At 70.8% G+C, this 20,975-nt stretch carries 19 protein-coding genes; 14 read left to right on the top strand and 5 right to left on the bottom strand.

The window, feature by feature from the left end; translation table 11 throughout:
• The first annotated feature begins 58 nt into the window (after positions 1–58).
• A complete protein-coding gene (locus AB0I81_RS20055) occupies positions 59–2,101 on the top strand; it encodes a VanW family protein (protein ID WP_360658567.1) in 2,043 nt (680 codons plus the stop codon).
• Positions 2,102–2,272: 171 nt separating this feature from the next.
• On the opposite strand, the gene AB0I81_RS20050 is transcribed toward AB0I81_RS20055, so the two are convergent.
• Complete coding sequence (locus AB0I81_RS20050; RefSeq protein WP_360658566.1) at positions 2,273–3,328, bottom strand: PQQ-dependent sugar dehydrogenase; 1,056 nt, start codon at positions 3,326–3,328, stop codon at positions 2,273–2,275.
• Between the two features lie 149 nt (positions 3,329–3,477).
• On the opposite strand from AB0I81_RS20050, the gene AB0I81_RS20045 reads away from it, so the two are divergent.
• From AB0I81_RS20045 to AB0I81_RS20010, 8 genes are all read left to right on the top strand, one after another.
• Positions 3,478–4,275 carry a 2-hydroxyacid dehydrogenase gene (locus AB0I81_RS20045; protein ID WP_360658564.1) on the top strand — a complete coding sequence of 266 codons (798 nt, stop codon included), beginning with the start codon at positions 3,478–3,480 and terminating at the stop codon, positions 4,273–4,275.
• A gap of 236 nt (positions 4,276–4,511) precedes the next feature.
• On the top strand, positions 4,512–7,145 hold the full coding sequence (locus AB0I81_RS20040) for an EAL domain-containing protein (RefSeq protein ID WP_360658562.1): 2,634 nt from the start codon (positions 4,512–4,514) through the stop codon (positions 7,143–7,145).
• A gap of 203 nt (positions 7,146–7,348) precedes the next feature.
• A complete protein-coding gene (locus tag AB0I81_RS20035) occupies positions 7,349–9,088 on the top strand; it encodes an acetolactate synthase large subunit (RefSeq protein WP_360658560.1) in 1,740 nt (579 codons plus the stop codon).
• On the top strand, positions 9,081–9,605 hold the full coding sequence (gene ilvN / locus AB0I81_RS20030; protein ID WP_360658558.1) for an acetolactate synthase small subunit: 525 nt from the start codon (positions 9,081–9,083) through the stop codon (positions 9,603–9,605). Before AB0I81_RS20035 ends, ilvN begins: the two co-directional genes overlap by 8 nt.
• Positions 9,606–9,628: 23 nt before the next feature.
• On the top strand, positions 9,629–10,612 hold the full coding sequence (gene ilvC, locus AB0I81_RS20025; protein WP_360658624.1) for a ketol-acid reductoisomerase: 984 nt from the start codon (positions 9,629–9,631) through the stop codon (positions 10,610–10,612).
• 151 nt (positions 10,613–10,763) lie between these two features.
• Complete coding sequence (locus AB0I81_RS20020; RefSeq protein WP_360658556.1) at positions 10,764–11,732, top strand: NAD(P)-dependent alcohol dehydrogenase; 969 nt, start codon at positions 10,764–10,766, stop codon at positions 11,730–11,732.
• Between the two features lie 33 nt (positions 11,733–11,765).
• Positions 11,766–12,566 (top strand): methyltransferase domain-containing protein, encoded by an 801-nt coding sequence (locus AB0I81_RS20015; RefSeq protein ID WP_360658554.1) that lies wholly within the window; start codon positions 11,766–11,768, stop codon positions 12,564–12,566.
• A complete protein-coding gene (locus AB0I81_RS20010; protein WP_360658552.1) occupies positions 12,563–12,970 on the top strand; it encodes an HIT domain-containing protein in 408 nt (135 codons plus the stop codon). The genes AB0I81_RS20015 and AB0I81_RS20010 overlap by 4 nt, the downstream gene beginning before the upstream one ends.
• On the opposite strand, the gene AB0I81_RS20005 is transcribed toward AB0I81_RS20010, so the two are convergent.
• Complete coding sequence (locus AB0I81_RS20005; protein ID WP_360658550.1) at positions 12,933–13,688, bottom strand: type II CAAX endopeptidase family protein; 756 nt, start codon at positions 13,686–13,688, stop codon at positions 12,933–12,935. The genes AB0I81_RS20010 and AB0I81_RS20005 overlap by 38 nt on opposite strands.
• A 152-nt stretch (positions 13,689–13,840) precedes the next feature.
• Between AB0I81_RS20005 and AB0I81_RS20000 the strand changes: the two genes are divergently transcribed.
• The 4 genes from AB0I81_RS20000 to AB0I81_RS19985 all read left to right on the top strand — a co-directional run bounded on the left by AB0I81_RS20000 (position 13,841) and on the right by AB0I81_RS19985 (position 17,085).
• Complete coding sequence (locus AB0I81_RS20000; RefSeq protein ID WP_360658548.1) at positions 13,841–14,992, top strand: sensor histidine kinase; 1,152 nt, start codon at positions 13,841–13,843, stop codon at positions 14,990–14,992.
• 74 nt (positions 14,993–15,066) lie between these two features.
• Positions 15,067–15,771 carry a response regulator transcription factor gene (locus AB0I81_RS19995; RefSeq protein WP_360658546.1) on the top strand — a complete coding sequence of 235 codons (705 nt, stop codon included), beginning with the start codon at positions 15,067–15,069 and terminating at the stop codon, positions 15,769–15,771.
• A 78-nt stretch (positions 15,772–15,849) separates the two neighbouring features.
• A complete protein-coding gene (gene map / locus AB0I81_RS19990) occupies positions 15,850–16,617 on the top strand; it encodes a type I methionyl aminopeptidase (RefSeq protein ID WP_360658544.1) in 768 nt (255 codons plus the stop codon).
• Positions 16,618–16,845: 228 nt separating this feature from the next.
• Positions 16,846–17,085, top strand: a complete 240-nt coding sequence (locus tag AB0I81_RS19985; protein WP_360658542.1) for a hypothetical protein — start codon at positions 16,846–16,848, stop codon at positions 17,083–17,085.
• Between the two features lie 133 nt (positions 17,086–17,218).
• On the opposite strand, the gene AB0I81_RS19980 is transcribed toward AB0I81_RS19985, so the two are convergent.
• Both AB0I81_RS19980 and AB0I81_RS19975 read right to left on the bottom strand, forming a co-directional pair.
• Positions 17,219–17,380, bottom strand: a complete 162-nt coding sequence (locus AB0I81_RS19980) for a hypothetical protein (protein ID WP_360658541.1) — start codon at positions 17,378–17,380, stop codon at positions 17,219–17,221.
• 121 nt (positions 17,381–17,501) lie between these two features.
• Positions 17,502–18,431 carry an adenosine deaminase gene (locus AB0I81_RS19975; protein WP_360658539.1) on the bottom strand — a complete coding sequence of 310 codons (930 nt, stop codon included), beginning with the start codon at positions 18,429–18,431 and terminating at the stop codon, positions 17,502–17,504.
• 88 nt (positions 18,432–18,519) lie between these two features.
• On the opposite strand from AB0I81_RS19975, the gene AB0I81_RS19970 reads away from it, so the two are divergent.
• Positions 18,520–19,716, top strand: a complete 1,197-nt coding sequence (locus AB0I81_RS19970; RefSeq protein WP_360658537.1) for a helix-turn-helix domain-containing protein — start codon at positions 18,520–18,522, stop codon at positions 19,714–19,716.
• On the opposite strand, the gene AB0I81_RS19965 is transcribed toward AB0I81_RS19970, so the two are convergent.
• On the bottom strand, positions 19,681–20,862 hold the full coding sequence (locus tag AB0I81_RS19965) for an amidohydrolase family protein (protein WP_360658535.1): 1,182 nt from the start codon (positions 20,860–20,862) through the stop codon (positions 19,681–19,683). The two genes, AB0I81_RS19970 and AB0I81_RS19965, sit on opposite strands and share 36 nt — an antisense overlap.
• Positions 20,863–20,975 lie beyond the last annotated feature (113 nt).

The raw sequence follows: 20,975 nt of genomic DNA, 5'->3' as shown, positions 1-20,975 counted from the left end.
GATCCGCGTGCCTTACTGTTGCCTGAGACTTGGCTGCGGACCGGGAGGAGATTGAGGCGTGCGAAACGCCGGACCGATCGAATCACCGACCGACCCGTTCGCCTCGGTGCCAATGCCCACGTCGGCCGTCTCCAGGAAGCCGCGGATCGAAGGTCTGCCCCCGGGCGTCTCCCGGGACATCTTCGGCCCGCCGGAAAAGCAGGAGCCCCGGCCGCAGCAGGGTCCGAGCGCGCAGGGCGGTCCTCCGGGCGGTGCCGGCAACGGTGTCGCCAACGGAGCTGTCAACGGCGCTGCCGGCAAGGGCGCGCTGCCTCCCGTGGCGCCGCCTGCCCAGCCCTGGCCGGTGACCGACAGGCAGCCGGCCCCCGTCCCCGTGTTCGGCGGCCCGCCGGAGCGGCCCGCGCCCTTCGAGCCCGACCCGCCCAGACGCGGCAGGCTGCTGCCCGGCCTGGCCGGACTCGTGCTGGTGCTGGTCGCGCTGGCGTACGTGGTCCCCGCCGTGTTCATGTCGGGCTCGGTGTTACGGGGCACGCGGGTGGCCGGGGTGGACATCGGCGGCCTGACCGTGACGCAGGCGGCCGAGAAGCTGCGCGCCGACCTGGGCGCCAGGCTCAGCAAGCCCGTGGTGGCCGACATCGGCGGCCAGAAGGAGACCATCCAGGCCGACGAGGCCGGGCTCGAACTCGACGTGGTGGGCACCATCGGGCAGGCGCCCAGCGGGTTCCCGACCCCCGAGGAGGTCTGGCAGGGGCTGACCGGCACGACCGAGCTCCAGCCGAAGATCACCGTCGACTCCTCCCAGCTCACCAGGACCGTCGAGGGCCTGGCGGAGAGCGTGGACAAGCCCGCGCAGGAGGGCAGGGTGTTCTTCTCGGGGCTGCAGGCCAAGGCCCGCCAGCCCGAGGACGGCGTGCTGCTCGACCGCGAGGACGCCGTACGCAAGATCACCGGCAGCTTCCTGAGCGGCGGCGGCACGGTGGCGCTCCCGCTGCGGCCCGCCGAGCCCGCGACCACCTCCGAGTCGGTCACCAAGGCGCTGGCCATGGCGAAGGCGGCGGTCGCCGCGCCCCTGACGCTGACGCTCGGCGACAAGCAGGTGCCGGTGCCCCCGGCCATGATCGCGGCCAACCTGACCTTCAACCCCGACGGCGACGGCACGCTGGTGCCCGAGTTCGACGCCAAGAAGGTGCTGGCCTCCGTCGAGAGCAGCCTGGTGGACGCGGCGCAGCAGCCGCGCGACGCCACGTACCAGATCGTGGACGGCAAGCCGGTCCTGGTGCCCGCCAGGTCAGGGCGGGGAGTCAACGACAAGCTGCTGGCCAGGGACGCGGAGAAGGTGTTCCAGGAGGGCGGCGACCGCACGGTCGCGGTCCGGCTGGGCACGGTGGCCCCTGACGTGCAGACCTCGCAGATCCAGGGGCTCGGCATCAGGGAGGCCGTCAGCACCTTCACCTCCTCCTTCGACTGCTGCCAGGCCCGGGTGAAGAACATCCAGCGGATGGCGCAGGAGTTCGACGGCCACATCGTGCGGCCCGGGGCGACGTTCTCGATCAACGACGTGGTCGGGCGGCGGACCGTCGAGGACGGCTACGTCGAGGCCGGGCAGATCGTCGGCGGGCGGATGGTGAACATCGTCGGCGGCGGCGGCTCCCAGTTCGCGACCGCCATGTACAACGCGGCGTACTTCGGCGGGTTCGACGACGTGGAGCACCAGCCGATGGACTACTACGCGCCGCGCTATCCGGCCGGGCGGGACGTCGCGCTGCTCTATCCCGACCTGGACCTGAAGTGGCGCAACGACTCCGACCACGGCGTGCTGATCAAGACCGCCTTCACCGACAGGTCGGTCACGGTCACGTTGTGGAGCACCAAGCGCTACGACAAGATCGAGGCCGTGACGTCGCAGCCGCGCGACCACACGCCGTTCCGGCGGGAGACCAGCTCGTCGCCCGGCTGCCTGCCGACGGTGGGGGAGCAGGGCTTCACGATCGACGTGACGCGGGTGTTCCAGAAGGACGGCAAGGTGGTCAAGCGGGACAAGAAGCTGACCACCAAGTACCGCCCGCAGGCCCAGGTGGCCTGCACCGGCGCGACCGGCTGAGAAACCCTCGCCCCGGGCCGGTCGCCGGCTCGGGGCCCGGTCGGGACGGGGCGACTGCGCTGAGAAGCCCTCGCCCCGGCCCGGTCAGGACGGGGTGACGGCGCTGAGAAGCCTCGCCCCGGCCCGATCAGGACGGCGCCCCGGCCCGGTCAGGACGGCGCCCCGGCCCGATCAGGATGGGGTGACCGCCATGATGCGGTCGTCGCCGTCATTGGGGGAGCCGCGGCCGTCCTTGTTGCTCGTGCCGACCCAGAGCGTGCCGTCCGCCGCCGCCGTGACCGCGCGCAGCCGCCCGTACCGGTCGCCGAAATGGGACACCGGCGTGCCCGCCGAGCCGTCGTCGCCGAGCGGGATCTGCCACAGCCGCGCCCCGCGCAGCGCGCCGACCCACAACGAGCCGTCCGCGTAGGCCATGCCGGAGGGCGACGCCTCGGCGGTGGACCAGGTGAGGATGGGGTTGACGTAACGCTGGTCGTCACCGCGGCCCTCGACCTCCGGCCAGCCGTAGTTGGCCCCGGCCCGGATCAGGTTGACCTCGTCGTAGGCGTTCGCGCCGAACTCCGAGGCGTAGAGCCGGTTCGAGTCGTCCCACGCCAGGCCCTGTACGTTGCGGTGGCCGTAGCTGTAGACCAGCGTGCCGAACGGGTTGCCGGGCGCGGGCGCGCCGTCTACGGTCATGCGCAGGATCTTGCCGCCGAGCGAGTCGCGCTGCTGGGCCATGTCGCGGTCGCCGACCTCGCCCGTGGTGGCGTACAGGTAGCCGTCGGGGCCGAACGCGAGCCGTCCGCCGTTGTGGATGCCGCCCTTCGGGATGTTCTGGACGAGGAGCTGCTGATCGGTCAGGGCGTCCCCGGCGAGCCGGTAGCGGACGATCCGGTTGTCCAGCTCCGCGGTGTAGTAAAGGAAGATTTGCTCATCCTTGACCGCGATCCCCATCAGGCCGCCCTCCCCGTCGGGCCGCGCGTCCTCGATCTTGGCCAGCTCCTTCACCTCGCCGGCCCTGCTGACCCGCAGCACGCGGGCCGTGTCCCGCTCGGTCACCAGCGCGTCGCCGCCGGGCCCCGGCAGGAACGCGATCGCCCACGGGACGGCCAGCCCGGTCACCACGTCCCGCGGGGCGCCGGGCGCGGACCCCGCCGACACGGCCGCCGTGGGGAGGACCTCTCCGCCACGGCTGGAACACGCCGTGAGCGCGGCCAGTAGCATGATCGTCAAGAGCTTCCTCATGTGTTCCATACTGACCCCTAAGCCGTAGGGTTCTCGGCATGAAGACCTGGGTTCCGTCCGATTCGGCGGCTGATGTTCTGTCTGACCTTCCTGGCGTTGAATGCGTCGTCTATGACGGCACGTCATCGATGCCGGATGGGGTGGCGGATGTGGAAGTGTGGATCCCGCCGCTGGTGACCGCGCCCGACGTGCCGGGGACCCTGGCGGCGATGCGCTCGTTGCGGCTGGTGCAGACCGTGACCGCGGGGGTGGAGCCGTACCGGCCGCATCTGCCCGAGGGCGCGCAGTTGTGCAACGCGCGCGGCGTGCACGACGCCGGCACCGCCGAGTGGGTGGTGGGCGCCATGGTCGCGGTGCTCAGGGAGTTCCCGGGTTTCGTGGACGCGCAGCGCAGGGGCGAGTGGACCTACCACCACACCGACGTGCTGGCCGACTCGACCGTGCTCATCGTCGGTTACGGCTCCATCGGCGCCGCGCTCGAAAGGCGGCTCGGCGGGTTCGAGGTGGACGTCGTACGGGTGGCCAGGAGCGCACGCGACGGCGTGCACGCCATGGACGAGCTGCCCGCGCTGCTGCCCGGGGCCGACGTGGTCGTGCTGCTCGTGCCGGCCACCGCCGACACCGCGGGGATGGTGGACGCCGCGTTCCTGGCGCGCATGAAGGACGGCGCGCTGCTCGTCAACGCCGCCAGGGGCGGGATCGTCGACACCGACGCGCTGGTGGCCGAGCTCAAGACCGGCAGGCTGCGCGCCGCGCTCGACGTTACCGCGCCCGAGCCGCTGCCCGAGGGCCACCCGCTCTGGAGCGCTCCCGGCCTGCTGATCACCCCGCACGTCGCGGGCAGCACCCCCGCGTCGGAGAGGCGTCTGCTGCGTCTCCTGCGCGCCCAGCTTGAGCGCTATCTTGCCGGAGAACCCCTGGACAACGTCATTACGGACGCGTACTGAGAGGATCCCGGAACGTGGCTGGTCCGTGACCTTCGGTGCGTACGGTTGCGTTTGCAGGGAGTTCCTGACTCACTGTCAAGGAACTCTTGGCGGCAATTGGTCTGTCTGGTTATCAGATCGGTGACGACATCGCCGTTGTCACCACCCGCGCACCCACGACAGCACACACTGGCGAAGTGATCGACCGGGCTTCGGCGGTCATACGTGCATAGTTCGAGACGGGATGGGCAACGACTGTGATCCGCTGGCGTGATCCACGGGTGCCGCCGGCCGCCGCGGCAGCGGCAGGCGCGGCGATCTTCGCCGTCGTCCTCCTGACGGGAAGCCCGGCCCCGGTCACGGGAGCGATCGCCGGAGCGCTCGCGGCGCTGGTCGCCGCCTCCTCCTTGCTGATCGCCTCGGTGCGGCAGGCCGCCGTGCCCCGCCCGACGGCGATGGGCGCGCGCTGGATGGGCGGCGGCGTCGTCATCTGGGCCGCCGGGGTGGCGCTCGGGTCGGTCGCCGAGAGCTTCGTGGTCAGCTTCGCCGATCTGTTCATGCTGGTCGGCACCGTCGTCACGGCGGGCGGCGCGCTGATCGCCGCCGACCGGAGGTTCCCGGCCAGAGTCGCCTTACGGCATATCACCGACGCCTACCTCTGCACCGCCTCCCTGTTCCTGATCGGCTGGGTGGTGGCGCTGCGCCACGTCTACGCCGACGCGGCCGACCCCGCCGCGTTCACGCTGGTCATGTTGCCGCCGCTGATCGCGCTGCTGGTGACGTGCGCGGTGGTCCCCTCGGTGCTCACCAGCAAGTCCTCCTCGTGGCTGCTGGCCCTGGCCGGGGTGGCCGCGCTGGGCACCATGACCGTGGCGGGGCTGGCGGGGGCGGTGGCGCGGCTGCTCGACGCCGAGCCACAGCTCTGGGCCGTCATGCTCGCCCCCGTCGCCTTCCTGCTGCTGGCGGCCATCCCGTGGGGGCCGCGGCTCAGGGCGTTGGGCCGGCCCGCGATCGCTCCCGTGATCGCGCTGGTGCCGCTGGCGATGGTCGCCGTGGCGGCCTGCACGCTGCTCGCCCACCAGGCGGGCGGCCGGGCCGGGCCGCCCATCACCGGCGTCGTGGTGGTCGCGGTCTCCGTGGTGCTGCTCCTGCTGGTACGCCTGTTCGCGGTCTCGGCGGCCAACGTGCGCCTGCGCGGCCTGGTCAAGCTGGGCGAGCGGCAACTGCGCGAGCTGGCGGAGAGCACCGGCGACGTGGTGTTCATCTGCGACTACGAGGGCGTCGTGCGCGAGATCGGCGCCGGGGTCGAGGTCACCTACGGCTACCCCCAGAAAGAGCTGGTCGGCGGGTCGATCTTCGACTACATCCACCCGGAGGACGTGCCGGGCATCCGGGTCGCCATGCGCGCCATGACCATCGAGGCCGGGCAGTACGGCGAGGAGAACGCCGCGCCCGGCGCCTGCCTGATCGCCTGCCGCGTACGCGCGGCGGACGGCACCTGGCGCCCCACCGAGTCCGTGGCCACCCGCCACGCCGGCGGCGACGACCTCATGCTCGTCACGACCAGGGACATCAGCGACGAGGAGGCCCTGCGCAACCAGGTCGCCCACCTGACCTTCCACGACGGCATCACCGGCCTGCCCAACCGCGCCTACTTCGAGGAGCGCACCCGCGAGGTGCTGTCCGGCCGCACCGCGGGCAACGTGGCGGTCATCTTCCTCGACCTCGACGGGTTCACCTCGGTCAACGACTCGGTGGGGCACGCCAGCGGCGACTACCTGCTCGGGCAGGCCGCGCGCAGGCTGCGCGGGGCCGTGGGCGCCGACGACACGCTGGCCCGATGGGGCGGCGACGAGTTCGCCGTGCTCGTGGAGACCGGCGGCGAGGCGCAGCTCGCGGTGGATCTGGCCGAGCGGCTGGTCGGCGCGGTCTCGCAGGAGCCGTTCCGGGTGGCCGACCGCGACGTGGCGCTCACCGCGAGCGTGGGCGTGGCCTTCGCCGAGGACGACGTGCCCGCGGGCGACCTCATGCGCAACGCCGACGTGGCCATGGCCCGCTCCAAGGAGCTGGGCGGGCGCCGGGTGGAGGTGTTCGCCGCGCAGATGCACGCCGACGTCGTACGCCGCCTGGAGCTGGCCGCCGACCTGCAGCGGGCACTGATCGAGCAGCAGTTCGCGATCGAGTACCAGCCGGTGGTCGACCTGGCCACCTCGCGCGTCACCGCGGTCGAGGCCCTGGTGCGGTGGTGGCGCGGGTCGGTGTTCGTGCCGCCGGAGCAATTCCTCGGCCCGGCCGAGGACACCGGGCTGATCGTGCCGCTGAGCGAGTGGATCCTGCGCGAGTCGTGCCGCGAGGTGGCCGCCTGGCGGGCCTCCTCCTGGGACATCGGGCTGTCGCTGAACCTGTCGGCGCGCCAGATCATGGCGCCCAGGTTCGTCGAGACCGTGGAGGAGGCGCTGACCGAGAGCGGGCTGCCCGCCGCCTCGCTGACCCTCGAAGTCATCGAGGAGATGCTGGTCGAGGACGCGGAGGAGACGATCAAGCGGCTCTCGGAGCTGCGGGCGCTCGGCGTGCGGCTGGCGATCGACGACTTCGGCACCGGCTACGCCTCGCTGGCGTTCCTGCGCCAGCTTCCGGTGGACATGATCAAGATCGATCCGTCCTTCGTGTCGGGGCTGGGCAAGGACGACACGCTGACGCTGCTCACGCGTACGATCGTGCGGCTCGGGCACGATCTCGGGCTCATCGTGGTGGCCGAGGGGATCGAACGTCCCGAGCAGCTCGACCTGCTCAAGCGGATGGGCTGCACGCGGGGGCAGGGCTTCCTGGTGGCGCGGCCGATGGCGGCGCGCGGAGTCGACTCGCTGATGCGTACGAGTCTCACTGTTTGAGACTTGTGTCCACCAAGTTGACACTGGGGCGTTCGGAGCGGCTATGGTGTAAGCCATGCTTCGCAGTGAGATTCTCGTAGTACTTCGCCGGCGCGCAGGCCGATAGCGAAGCACGACGACCTGCGCGCCGCCCCAGCCCCGCCATCGGTGGGACGGGGCATTTTTTATGTCCTTAAGCGAGTAGCCACGCAAGGAACGAGCCGATGACCGAACGGATGACAGGTGCACAGGCCCTGGTCAGGGCGCTGGAGCATGTTGGAGTCGACACAGTGTTCGGGATCCCGGGCGGTGCCATTCTGCCGGCCTACGATCCTCTCTACGACTCGACCAAGGTCCGGCACGTGCTCGTACGGCACGAGCAGGGCGCGGGGCACGCGGCCGAGGGTTATGCGCAGGCCACGGGCAAGGTCGGCGTCTGCATGGCGACCAGCGGCCCCGGTGCCACGAACCTGGTGACGCCGATCGCCGACGCGTACATGGACTCGGTGCCGATCGTGGCGATCACGGGGCAGGTGGCCAGCGCGGCGATCGGCACGGACGCCTTCCAGGAAGCCGACATCTCCGGCATCACCATGCCGATCACGAAGCACAACTTCCTGGTCACCGATCCCGCGGACATCCCCCGTACGATCATGGAGGCCTTCCACATCGCGGGCACCGGCCGGCCGGGGCCGGTCCTGGTGGACATTTCCAAGGACGCGCTGCAGTCCGAGATGACGTTCTCGTGGCCGCCCACCATGCAACTCCCGGGTTACCGCCCGGTCACCAGGCCGCACTCCAAGCAGATCCGCGAGGCCGCCAAGCTGATCGCCGAGGCCCGGCGGCCGATCCTGTACGTCGGCGGCGGCGTCCACAAGGCGCGCGCGTCGGCCGAACTGCTGGAGCTGGCCGAGCTGACGAACATCCCGGTCATCACCACCCTGATGGCGCGCGGCACGTTCCCCGACAGCCACCCGCAGCACATGGGCATGCCGGGCATGCACGGCAGCGTGTCGGCCGTCGGCGCGCTGCAGAAGTCCGACCTGATCATCGGCCTGGGCGTGCGCTTCGACGACCGGGTGACCGGCCAGCTGTCGTCGTTCGCCCCGCACGCCAAGGTCGTGCACGCCGACATCGACCCGGCGGAGATCTCCAAGAACCGCCACGCCGACGTGCCGATCGTGGGCGACTGCAAGGAGGTCATCAGCGACCTCATCTCCGTCATCCGGAACCTGGACCAGAAGGGCGACTACACCGACTGGTGGACGGCGCTCAACGGGTACAAGCGGACCTATCCGCTGGGTTACGAGGAGTTCGAGGACGGCTCGCTGGCCCCGCAGTACGTCATGGAGCGGCTGAGCGCGATCGCCGGTCCCGACACGTACTACGTGGCCGGGGTCGGCCAGCACCAGATGTGGGCCTCGCAGTTCATCGGCTACGAGAACCCCGGCACCTTCATCAACTCCGGCGGTCTGGGCACGATGGGCTTCGCCGTCCCGGCCGCGATGGGCGCCAAGATGGGCCGCCCCGACTCCACCGTGTGGGCCATCGACGGCGACGGCTGCTTCCAGATGACCAACCAGGAACTGGCCACCTGCGCCCTGGAGGGCGTGCCGGTCAAGATCGCGGTCATCAACAACGGTAATCTCGGCATGGTCCGCCAGTGGCAGACGCTGTTCTACGACCAGCGCTACTCCAACACCGACCTGCAGACGACGCGCCGGATCCCGGACTTCGTCAAGCTGGCCGAGGCCTATGGTTGTGTGGGCCTGCGGTGCGAGCGCGCCGAGGACGTGGACGCCGTGATCAAGAAGGCCATGGAGATCAACGACGTGCCTGTCGTGGTCGACTTCGTCGTCCACCAGGACGCCATGGTCTGGCCCATGGTCCCGGCGGGCACCAGCAACGACGACATCAAGATCGCCCGTGACATGGCACCGAAGTGGGAGAACGAGGATGAGTAGACACACGCTGTCGGTGCTTGTCGAGAACAGGCCCGGTGTCCTGGCGCGCGTGTCGGCGCTGTTCAGCCGTAGGGGGTTCAACATCGACTCCCTGGCCGTCGGGCCCACCGAGCACGACGACATCTCCCGCATGACGATCGTGGTCAGCGTGGAGGAACTGCCGCTGGAGCAGGTCACCAAACAGCTCAACAAGCTGGTGAACGTGCTCAAGATCGTCGAGCTGGACCCGTCCCAGTCCGTGCAGCGCGAGCTGATGCTGATCAAGGTCAAGGCCGACTCCGAGAGTCGCTCGCACGTGCTGGAGCTCGTCAACCTCTTCCGCGCCCGCTGCGTGGACGTGGCGGCCGACGCCGTGACCATCGAGGTCACCGGCACTCCCGACAAGCTCGACGCCTTCGTCAAGGTGCTTGAGCCGTTCGGGATCAAGGAACTCGTCCAATCGGGCATGGTGGCCATCGGCCGCGGTGCCCGCTCCATCACCGACCGGTCCCTCAGGGCACTGGACCGTACCGCCTGAAAGGTTTTGAGCAAGTGACCGATATTTTCTACGACGACCAGGCCGACCTGTCGATCATTCAGGGACGCCACGTGGCCGTGCTGGGGTACGGCAGCCAGGGCCACGCCCACGCGCTCTCCCTGCGTGACTCCGGCGTGGACGTGCGCGTCGGCCTGCCCGAGGGCTCCAAGAGCCGCGAGAAGGCCGAGAACGACGGCCTGCGCGTGGTCACCCCGGGCGAGGCCGTCGAGGAGGCCAACCTCACGATGATCCTGGCGCCGGACCACATCCAGCGCCACCTGTACGCCGAGCACGTGGCCCCCAACCTGGTCGAGGGCGACGCGCTGTTCTTCGGTCACGGCCTGAACATCCGCTACGGCCTCATCGAGGCCCCCGAGGGCGTCGACGTCTGCATGGTCGCCCCCAAGGGCCCTGGCCACCTCGTGCGCCGCCAGTTCGAGGCCGGTCGCGGCGTGCCGTGTCTCGTGGCCGTCGAGAAGGACGCCTCGGGCAAGGCGCTCGACCTCGCGCTCTCCTACGCCAAGGGCATCGGCGGCACCCGCGCGGGGGCGCTGAAGACCACGTTCAAGGAGGAGACCGAGACCGACCTGTTCGGTGAGCAGGCCGTGCTCTGCGGCGGCGTCTCCGAGCTCATCAAGGCGGGCTTCGACACCCTCATCGAGGCGGGCTACCAGCCCGAGGTCGCCTACTTCGAGTGCCTGCACGAGATGAAGCTCATCGTCGACCTCATGTACGAGGGCGGCATCTCCAAGATGTACTGGTCGGTCTCCGACACGGCCGAGTACGGCGGCTACACCCGCGGCCCGCGCGTCGTCAACGACGAGACCCGTCAGGAGATGCGCCGCATCCTCGGTGAGATCCAGGACGGCACCTTCGCCCGGCAGCTCGTCGAGGAGTTCGACAGCGGCCAGAAGGAGTTCCAGCGTCACCGTGACGAGCTGGCCGAGGACGCCATCGAGAAGACCGGCGCCAAGCTCCGTCCGATGATGAGCTGGCTCAAGGCCTGACGAATGACGGGCCCGATCGGGGCCTGACCGGCATCGCGCTGCGGCGGGTGGGGGGTTTCCCCCGCCCGCCGTTTGCTTTGCCCGGAGGTCCCTACTGCGAGGTATGGTTTTCATATGTCAGCAATTCCTTTCACCTGTCACGGAGGACGCCATGACGATGAAGGCCATCCGCTACCACGCTTACGGCCCGCCTGACGTCATCGAGCTCCAGGACGTCGGCAGGCCCGAGGCAGGAGACGGCGACGTGCTCGTCCGCGTACGCGCTGCCTGCGTCAACCCGGGCGACCTGCACCTGCTCAGGGGCAGCCCGTACATCCTGCGGGCTGTCTCCGGGCTCACCCGGCCCAAATCCCCGATGCTGGGCAACGACTTCGCCGGGGAGGTCGAGGCGGTCGGCAAGGGCGTCACCCGGTTCCGGCCCGGCGACGAGGTCTACGGCTGTCACGCCGGCGCGTTCGCCGAGTACGTCACCGTGCCGGAGGGCGGCCCGATCGCCCGCAAGCCGGCCGACCTGACGTTCGAGCAGGCCGCGGCCGTGCCCACGTCGGCGCTCACCGCCCTGCAGGCCCTGCGCGACAAGGCGCGCGTCAAGGCGGGGCAGAAGGTGCTGGTCAACGGCGCGTCCGGCGGGATCGGCACGTTCGCGGTGCAACTCGCCAGGTCGTACGGGGCGGAGGTGACGGGCGTGTGCGGCAGCGGGAACGCCGAACTGGTGCGCTCGCTCGGCGCCGGCCACGTCATCGACTACGCCAAGGAGGACTTCACCCGCGGCCGGTACGACGTCATCCTCGACAACGTGGGCAACCGCTCGGTGGCGGACTGCCGGCGCGCGCTCACCCCCGGCGGGACGCTCATCCCCAACAGCGGTTCCGGGGGCCGCTGGGTCGGCCCGATGGGCCGGATCATCAGGCTGAAGGCCATGGAGAGGTTCGTCGGCCAGAGGTTCCCGAACTTCGTGACCCGCGAGAACGCCGACGACCTCGCCACCCTGGCCGCACTGCTGGAAGACGGCACGCTGCGGCCGGTCATCGACCGCGTCCACCCGCTGAGCGAGGTGCCCGAGGCCATGGCGTACGCCGAACGGCGGCACGCCAAGGGCAAGGTCGTCATAATCATTTGAACGCCGGGGGGCGCGATGTGATCATGTCGAACTGTGACCGACACGAAGCTGGTGCTGGAGCTCTTCGACGATCTGGCCACCGACTATGACCGGCACCTTCCCTTCTTCGCGACGTACGGCCGCGAGCTCGTGAACTGGTGCGGGCTCCGGCCGGGACAGCGCGTCCTCGACCTCGCGGCCGGCCGCGGCGCCATCGCGGGCCCCGCCGCCTCGGCGGTCGGAACGAGGGGCACGGTCCTGGCGATCGACAACGCGCCCGGCATGCTCCGCACCCTGGAGGCCGACCTCGGCCACCTGCCGCAGCTGTCCACCCAGGTCATGGACGCCCACCACCTCGACCTGCCCAACGCCTCCTTCGACGTCGTGACCTGCGGCTTCACCATGCATTTCCTCGACGACCCGGCCCAGGCCCTCGCCGGGGCACACCGGGTGCTGGTCCCCGGCGGCCTGCTGGCCTTCTCGGGCCCCGGCCCGGCCCCGAGAGACGAGCGGTGGGAGTTCATGGGCCAGGCCGTCAAGGAGATGTCCGAACGGCCGGGCAGGAAGCCCGACCCGTTCACCCCGCCGGCCCGGCCGCTGCCGGAGTTGTGCGCGGAGGCCGGGTTCGCGGAGATCGAGGAGCGCGTCGTGCAGAAGACGTTCGAGCTGCGCGACCCGCAGCACTACTGGGACTGGAACATGTCCCACGGGTTCAGGGGGTTCGTGGAGTCGCTCGGCCCCGAACTGGCCGAGGAGTTCCGCGCAAAGGTGTTCGAGGGGCTGGCCCGGCTGCACGCCGACGGCGGCATCGTCATGCGCTCCGCCGCCGCCTTCTACCGCATGCGCCGCCCATGAGCTGCGTCTTCTGCCGGATCGTCAGCGGCGAGGAGCCCTCGCAGACCATCCACCAGGACGAGCACGCCATCGCCTTCCTCAACCTCGCCCAGGCCACCCGGGGCCACACGCTGGTCGTCCCGCGAGCCCATCACCGGGACCTGGCAGACATCCCCGTGGAGGTGGCGGCGCAGGTCATGGGGACCGCCGTCGAGGTGTCGCGGCGGCTCGCCGGTGCGCTGCGGGCCCCGGGCGTGAACCTCTGGCACGCCAGCGGCGAGACCGCGTGGCAGAGCGTGTTCCACTTCCATCTCCACGTCGTGCCCCGCTTCGAGCTCACCGACCTCACGCCGCCGTGGACGGAGGTCGAGCATCCGGTCGAGTCGCTTACCGGGCTGGCCGGGGAGATTCGCGCCTGGCCGTGACGAGCACGGCGGCCGCCGTCAGGGTCAGTGCGGCGGTCTGCAGGGCGAGTTGTGCGCCGTAGTTGCTCGCAGGAGCAGGGATGAGCAGGTTGACGTAGACGGCGGTGTGCACGCCCACCGGCATCCACACCGCGCCCGTACGCTCCCGGCAAGCTCCGCACAGCAGCCCCATCGCGGTGGCCTGCACCATGAACAGCAGCTTCTCCCCGATTCCGGACGCCGGGCTCTGGGACAGGATGTGCAGCGCGCCGAACGAGAGCGTGGTGACCGCGAGCACGCCGTTCGGGCCGAGGCGGTCGGTGAGCACGTCGTACAGGTGGCCGCGGTACAGCACCTCCTCGGGGAGGGCGGCCCGCAGCACGATGAGGGCGAGGCCGAGGAGCAGGATGGCGGGCGGCCGGGGCTCAGGCGGGGCCCAGGTCGCCGCGCCCGCCCAGACGGAGACGGCGTTCGCGGCGAGGAGCGGGAGCAGTCCCGCCGCCAGGCCGAGCAGCACCTGGGGGAGCGCCCACCACGTACGGGTGAGCCCCAGGCCGGACCATGGGCGGCCGGTCCAGCGTCGGTAGGCGTACAGCAGCCCGAACACGACCACGGTCGTCAGCGGCGGGGACAGCCAGCCCGCGACGCTCTCGGGCAGGGCACGGGAGATCGTCGTCACTGCGATCATCGTCGCGACGAACATCGCGATCGTGATCAGGACGGCACCCAGGATTCGCATGTCCGCAGACGCTAGGCGCAGGGCCGGCGCGGTCGCATCGAGCCGGGGATAGAGCCGGGCCATGACCGAAGTCATGGTGCCCGTGGTGGGATGCCGGGCGACGGCGCGGGCGCGTAAGGTCCGAAGGTGTGAAATTTCGGTACACGGGGGGCTTGGCAAGGACGTCCGCGTGCCACCGGCGCGGGTCGCGGCAGGCCGGGCTTCTCACCGCGGGCCAGACCGGATTGCTCACGGCGACGTTCTGGGCCCTGTACGCGGTCATCCTGCCCGCCGGTCTCACCTCCGCGAACGGCCGCGCCGAGCCCGCGCTGTTCATCGGCATGATGGCCCTGCTGGCCGCACTCTGGGCGGTCATGCCGGTCGCCCGCGACGCCCCCGCCCCGCGCAAGCTGGCCGCCCCCGCGATGCTGCTGGTCCTGCTGCCCATCGGCCAGTTCGCCGGCGGCCTGCACTCGCCCATGATCCTGGTCACCATGGTGCACGTGGCCTTCCTGTACGGCATGCGCGCCGCCATCGCCATCGTGTCCTGCTACGTCGTGGCCATGGGCGCGGCCATCGTCGTACTGTCCGGCGGCGACTGGCTCGCGATGACCGACCAGGTCGTGCTCCTGGTGCTGTTCGCGGTCTTCTCCCTGGCCATGGCGGCCGCGCTGCTGGAGGCGGGACGGCAGCGGGAGGCGGCCCAGCGGCTGATCGAGCGCATCAGGGAGCTGGCCGTGGCCGAGGAGCGCGCCCGGATGGCCAGGGACATGCACGACTCGATCGGCCACCACCTCACCCTGATCAAGATGAACCTGGAGAACGCGGAGCGGCGGCCCGCCGAGGTCTGGGCGGAGGTCGGGCAGGCCAAGGAGCTGACCATGCAGGCGCTGGCCGAGTCGCGGCGGTGGGTACGCGCCCTGCGGCCGCTCGCGCTGGAGGACGGGCAGTTCGGCAGCCGCGCGCTGGAACGGCTGGCCCGCTCCTTCGACGGTACGGGGGTCGAGGTCGGGTTCCAGGTGGAGGGACCGGAGCGGCGCATCGACCCGGACTCGGAGCTGGTGCTCTACCGGGTGCTGCAGGAAGGGCTGACCAACGTGCTGCGGCACGCGGAGGCCCGCCGGGTGCGGGCGCGGCTGGCCTACGGCGCGGACCGGGTGGTGCTGACGATCGGCGACGACGGCAGGGGAGCGGCGGATCCGGCGGGGTTCGGGTTGTCGTCGCTGGCCGAGCGGGTACGCGGCCTGGGCGGCAACTTCCGCGCGGGCAACGCCGAGGAGGGCGGCTTTGAACTGCGCGCCGAGGTCCCGGCGGTGCGGGCGTGACGCCGGAGCGGGGTCGGGAGGCAGAGGAAGCGGGCGTGACGCCGGAGCGGGGTCGGGAGGCAGAGGAAGCGGGCGTGACGCCGGAGCCGGGTCTGGACGCGGAGGGGGCGGGCGCAGAGGCGGTGATCAGAATTCTGCTTGTGGATGATCAGGACCTGATGCGCCAGGGGCTGCGCAAGCTGCTGGAGGTCGAGGACGGGATCGAGGTGGTGGGGGAGGCGGCCGACGGAGGGCAGGCGCTGGCGGCCGTGCCGGGGTGCGCCCCGGACGTCGTGCTGGTGGACGCCCGGATGCCGCGCATGGACGGCGTGGAACTGGTCGCCCGGCTGACGGCCGAGTATCCGGGAGTGGTGGCGCTGGTGCTCAGCACGTTCGAGGAGGACGAGTACATCTTCGGCGCCCTGCGCGCGGGCGCCCGCGGCTACCTGCTGAAGGACTGCTCGCCCGAGGAACTGGTCGCGGGCATCAGGAAGGCGCACGAGGGGGAGACCGTGCTCGACGGGCCCGTGGCCGCGCGCCTGGTGGCCGAACTGCGCAAATGGCCGGGGACGGAAGGGCGGCCGGACGCGGGCGGCCCCACGAGGCCGGGGGAGTCGCTGTCGGCCAGGGAGCTCGAAGTGGCGCGGATGATCGCCGTGGGCGCGACGAACAGGGAGATCGCCGCCCGGCTGTTCATCACCGAGGGGACGGTGAAGAACCACGTCTCCAGCATGCTGCGCAAGCTGAGGCTGCGCGACCGTACGCAGCTCGCGCTGCACCTGCGCGACCCGGGTTGGTGATCGAGTCCGACTCCGCCATGTCGCCGTGACTATGATCCGTGATAATAATACCGGTATAGTTATCGACGAGGAGGGGCCGTGATCGAGCTCAAGTCCGCTGGTGAGATCTCCGCGATGCGGGAGTCGGGCAAAGTCGTCGCCGCCGTGCACGCCGCGGTGCGGGACCGGGCCGCCGTGGGGGTGTCGCTCAAGGAGCTGGACGAGGTGGCCAGGACGGTCATCGAGGAGGCCGGGGCGGGGGCGTCGTTCTTCGGCTACCACCCGTCGTTCGGGGCGATGCCGTACCCGGGAGTGATCTGCACCTCGGTCAACGGGGTCATGCTGCACGGGCTGCCGTCGCCGTACCGGCTGCGCGACGGCGACCTGATCAGCGTGGACTGCGGCGCGTTCATCGACGGGTGGCACGCCGACGGAACGGTCAGCTTCACGATCGGGCACGCCCGCGCGGAGGACCTCAAGCTGATCAGGGTCGCGGAGGAGACGCTCGCGGCGGGCATCGAGGCGGCGGTGCCCGGCGGCCGGATGGGGGACATCGGGCACGCGATGTCCACCGTCGGGCGCGGCGCGGGCTACGGCATGCAGAACGACTTCGGCGGCCACGGCATCGGCCGGGCCATGCACGAGTCGCCGTTCGTGCCGAACGAGGCGCCCAGGGGGCGCGGGCTGCGGCTGCGGCCGGGGCTGGTGATCGCGATCGAGCCCAGCCTGATGGCCGGGGGCGGCGACGAGTACCGGATGGACTCCGACGGCTGGTCGGTGTGCTCGGCCGACGACAGCAGGAGCGTGCACGTCGAGCACACCGTGGCCATCACCGAGGACGGCCCGGTCATTCTCACGCTGCCCTAGGCCGTACGGCGACACGCGTCATGGTCATGAACCGGCCAGGATGGGGTCGGTCGTGCTTCACCTGCGCGCACCTATGCGACAAGTAGCGGAGATCTTCGTATCTGTTTTCTCTGCCACGGCATTTGCGCAGGTCAAGAGCGAAAATGTGGGTGTTTGTCGAACTTGGACAGAGGGCAGATCTTCCCCCGATAGCTACGGAGAGTAGTCGAGAGGTATCAGGGGGAACACATGTATAGAAACGGACTCGTCCTCGCCGGGCTCGTCGGCGGGATGGTCATGTTCGGGGGCACCGCGCTCGCCGCCGCGCCCAGCGTCACCGCCGAGTCGCGCATCCTGCCCGGTCCCAACCACGGCAAGGACGATGGCACGGAGTGGGACTTCGGCGAGTGGAACAACTTCGGTGAGGACAACGACATCCTCGACCTCGACCTCCTGAACGAGCTGCTCAGCAGCGTCCTCAGCGGCTGACGAGACGTCCAGATGGGGCCCGTCCCTTCGGGGGCGGGCCCCATCAGGGCGTCCAGGGGGCTGCGAGGTGCGGCTACCCTCTTGACCTTGTACGGATAGTAGTCAACTGTTAACGCTTCGCCAGTGCCGGCCGCTACCGCGTCAACTGCAACGGGCAGACCCACCAGCGACTCCTGATCTTCTCACCCGGCAACGACGTCATCCGCACCGGAGACTCGATCGAGGTCACGGTCAGGCTCGCCAGGATCGTCAACAACCAACCGGAGTGGGTGGCCGAGGACACCAGGACGCTCACCGTGACAGAGGTGGCCGTCTGAACCGGCCCGCGCCCACGCGAGCCGTCCGAACCGGCCCGCGCCTACAGGAGCCGTCCGAACCGGCCCGCGCCTACAGGAGCCGTCTGAACCGGCCCGCGGCTACGGGAGGTCGTAGGTGAAGGACGCCTCGAAGGAGTGGCGCGCGATCCGGTCAAGCTGGTCGTCGCTCATCCCCAGCTCCCGCCCCAGCGCCGCGTAGTTGTCCTCCACGTAGCCGCCGAAGTAGGCGGGGTCGTCGGAGTTGACGGTCACGACCAGTCCTTCGTCCAGCATCGCGGGCAGGATGTGGTCGCGCAGGGACGGCACCGCGCGCAGCCGTACGTTCGACAGCGGGCACACGGTCAGCGGGATGCGCTCGGCCCGCAGCCGGGCCACGAGCTGCGGATCCTCCATCGCCCTGATGCCGTGGTCCACCCGCTCCACGCGCAGGATGTCCAGCGCCTCCCACACGTAGTCGGGCCCGCCCTCCTCGCCCGCGTGCGCCACCCGGCGCAGCCCCTCGGCGGCGGCCATCTCGAAGACCCGCCGGAACAGTGACGGCGGATACCCCACCTCCGCCGAGTCCAGCCCCACCCCGATGAACTGCTCCCGGTACGGCAGCGCCGCCCGCAGCACCTGCTCGGCCTCCTCCGCGCCCCGATCACGCAGGAAGCACAGGATCAGCGCGGCCGACACACCACCGTCCTTGAGCGCCGCCGACAACCCGCCGAACACCACCTCCAGCGGCACGCCCCTGCTCAGGTGCGCCTGCGGGTCGAAGAAGATCTCCGCGTGCCGCACCCCCTGCGCGGCGGCCCGCCGCAGGTAGGCGGCGGCCAGGTCGTAGAAGTCCTGTTCGGTACGGAGGACCGCCATGTTCTCGTAGTACACGTCCAGGAACGACTGCAGGTTCGCGAAGGAGTACCGCGCGCGGATGGCCTCCACGTCGAAGGTGGGCAGGTCGATCCGGTTACGCCGGGCCAGCTCGACGACGAGCTCGGGCTCCAGGGTGCCCTCGATGTGCAGGTGGAGTTCCGCTTTGGGACGCATGGCAACGAGTAAACCCGACCACGGGGTGCGCGGGCATTGTGCGAACCTCTGAAGTCTTCCGTCCTGAGCTGGCATAACATCAGATTTCATGAGGCTGTCGGAGCTGCTCGCCCGCGAGGACCTACGGCTGACGCTGGTGACGGGCGCGGACGGGCTCGAACGGGAGGTACGGCGCGCGTACCCGACGGATCTGCCCGACCCCCGCCGCTACCTGCGCTCCGGCGATCTCGTGCTGACCAGCGGGGTCTGGTACTCCCGGCCGTCCGACTGCGAGCGCTTCGCCGACGCGTTGTGGGCCAGCGACGCCACCGGCCTGGTCGTCGGGCTGATCGTGCTCGGCGAGCTGCCGCAGGAGCTGGTCAAGGCGTGTGAACGCAGGCGGCTGCCGCTCCTGCTGGCCGCTCCCGACCAGGCGTTCGGCGCGATCACCGAGGCGGTGACCGCCGAGGGGTTCGCCGCCGAGCAGCGCAGGGCCGAGCGGGTCAGGGCGCAGACGCTGCTCGACGTGCTCGGCCAGATCCCGCCGGGCGAGGTCTCGGCGCACCTGCGGCTGCTGGGCGCCGACCCCGGGTTGCCGACCGCGGCCATGGTCGTGGCCGTGACCGGCGGGCCCGAGCTGGACCTGCCCGAGCTGCTGCACGACGGGCTGGCCAGGAAGGGCCGCCACCTCGTCGTCGGAGGTACGCCGCGCGAGGCGGTCGTGCTGGTCAACGGCCGGGCCTCGCGCAAGAGCCTGGCCGACGAACTGCGCGGCCTGATGGCGGAGCAGCACGGCACATCCAACCCGGCCGGGACCAGAGGCACGTCCAACCCGGCCGTAACCAGGGGCACGTCCATCGCGGCCGGGATCAGCGAGATGGTGGCCAGCGTGTCGCAGCTCGGCGAGGCGCTGGAGACGGCCAGGCGCGGCATGGAGTCCGCGCGGGGCGGCCCCGGACCCGTCTCGATCATGTCGGTGGCCGACATCGACAGCTTCGACCTGCTGCTGGCCTCGCTGCCCGCCGGAACGCGGCGCTCCTTCCGCGATCACCTGCTCGGACCCGTCGAGGAGTACGACGCGCGGCACGGCTCCGAGCTGCTGCGCACGCTGGACATCTTCCTGGAGACCTGCGGCTCCTGGCAGCGCACGGCCGACGAGCTGTACGTGCACGTCAACACCCTGCGCTACCGGATGCAGCGCATCGAGGAGCTCACCGGCCGGCGGATGTCCTCGATGCGCGACCGTACCGACCTCTACCTGGCGCTCCGGTCAGGGCAGGCGGCCCGCCACGACGTCGCCCCGTGAGACCACGGCCACGATGTTCTCCGTGGCCAGGTCCTCGATGCGCTCCCACGGCCGGCCGCGCAGCACGACCAGGTCGGCGCCGAGGCCGGGCATCACCCGGCCCACCGGCATGCCGATCGCGTCGGCCGCGTCGGAGGTGGCCGCGCGCAGCGCCGACTCCGCGTCCATGCCGAGGATGCGCGTCATGTGCACGACCTCGGCCAGCTGGTCGCCGAACTGCACGTGGTGGCCGTTGGCGTCGGTGCCGAGCACGAACCGCACGCCCAGCGCGGCGGCCTGGGCCAGCAGCACATCGCGGGTGGCGACCAGCTCGGCGGCCTTGGCCATGGCCTCGGGCGTGACGGGGACGCGGCCCTCGGCGATGGCCTCGTTGATCAGCAGTGTGGGCGCCACGGGCGTGCCCCGGGCGGCCAGCGTCTCGGCCAGGTCGCGGCTCAGCAGCGTGCCGTGCTCGATGGAGTCCACGCCCTCCTCGACGGCCACGCGGATGCCGTCCTCGGAGTGGGCGTGCGAGGCCACCGGCATGCCGAGCGCGTGCGCCTCGTCCACGACCGCCCTGATCTCGTCGCGGGTGTAGTTGCGCCAGACGTTCTTGTCGCCGATCGACAACACGCCGCCGCTGGTGGTGAGCTTGATGCCGTCCATGCCGGCCCTGGCCCAGGTGCGTACGAGCTTGCGGCACTCGTCGGGCCCGTCGGCCGTGGGCTTCCTGCCCGGGAACGCCGGCGGCACGAACAGGTCGTTGTGCCCGGCGGTCATCCCCACCACGCCGTGCACTTTGAGGCGCGGCCCCGGCAGCACCCCGGCGTCGAAGGCCCGGCGCAGCGCGATCTGGGCCTCGTCGCCGGCCAGGTCGCGCAGCGTCGTCACGCCGTGCCGCATGGCCCGCTGGGCGTGCGCGGCGCCGTGCAGCACCTGCTCGTCGCGGGTGGTGGTCAGCGGCCAGGTCGCGAAGTCGGGCGGGTCGCCGGGCCCCGCGTAGCCGACGAGGTGGACGTGCGTGTCCACCAGGCCGGGCAGCACGCACAGGTCGTCATGGCGGGCCGCGGCGGGGCTCACGCCGGTGATCCGGTCGGGCTCCCAGGTCAGATCGACCGGGCCGCGGTATTCGGTACCGTCCCAAAGGGGGATTCCGTCGAGTCTCATCTCCCGCTCGACGCTACCGGAGCCCCCGGGCGGCTGGAGGGATCTACGGTCCTCGCGCGGCGCTCTCGTAGGGACCTACAGGCGCCGCCAGCGGTTTTCCCGGCTTCCCGGTC

Source organism: Nonomuraea sp. NPDC050404 (assembly GCF_040655495.1).
GTDB lineage: Bacteria > Actinomycetota > Actinomycetes > Streptosporangiales > Streptosporangiaceae > Nonomuraea.
The sequence above is the reverse complement of the archived record's forward strand: the minus strand, read 5'-3'. Positions and strand labels throughout refer to the sequence as shown.

Coding starts and splice junctions, on each gene's coding strand:
- AB0I81_RS20050 (WP_360658566.1), bottom strand. CDS start 3,328: ATGAGGAAGCTCTTGACGATCATGCTACTGGCCGCGCTCACGGCGTGT.
- AB0I81_RS20035 (WP_360658560.1), top strand. CDS start 7,349: ATGACCGAACGGATGACAGGTGCACAGGCCCTGGTCAGGGCGCTGGAG.
- ilvN (WP_360658558.1), top strand. CDS start 9,081: ATGAGTAGACACACGCTGTCGGTGCTTGTCGAGAACAGGCCCGGTGTC.
- AB0I81_RS20020 (WP_360658556.1), top strand. CDS start 10,764: ATGACGATGAAGGCCATCCGCTACCACGCTTACGGCCCGCCTGACGTC.
- AB0I81_RS20010 (WP_360658552.1), top strand. CDS start 12,563: ATGAGCTGCGTCTTCTGCCGGATCGTCAGCGGCGAGGAGCCCTCGCAG.
- AB0I81_RS20005 (WP_360658550.1), bottom strand. CDS start 13,688: ATGCGAATCCTGGGTGCCGTCCTGATCACGATCGCGATGTTCGTCGCG.
- AB0I81_RS19985 (WP_360658542.1), top strand. CDS start 16,846: ATGTATAGAAACGGACTCGTCCTCGCCGGGCTCGTCGGCGGGATGGTC.
- AB0I81_RS19975 (WP_360658539.1), bottom strand. CDS start 18,431: ATGCGTCCCAAAGCGGAACTCCACCTGCACATCGAGGGCACCCTGGAG.
- AB0I81_RS19970 (WP_360658537.1), top strand. CDS start 18,520: ATGAGGCTGTCGGAGCTGCTCGCCCGCGAGGACCTACGGCTGACGCTG.
- AB0I81_RS19965 (WP_360658535.1), bottom strand. CDS start 20,862: ATGAGACTCGACGGAATCCCCCTTTGGGACGGTACCGAATACCGCGGC.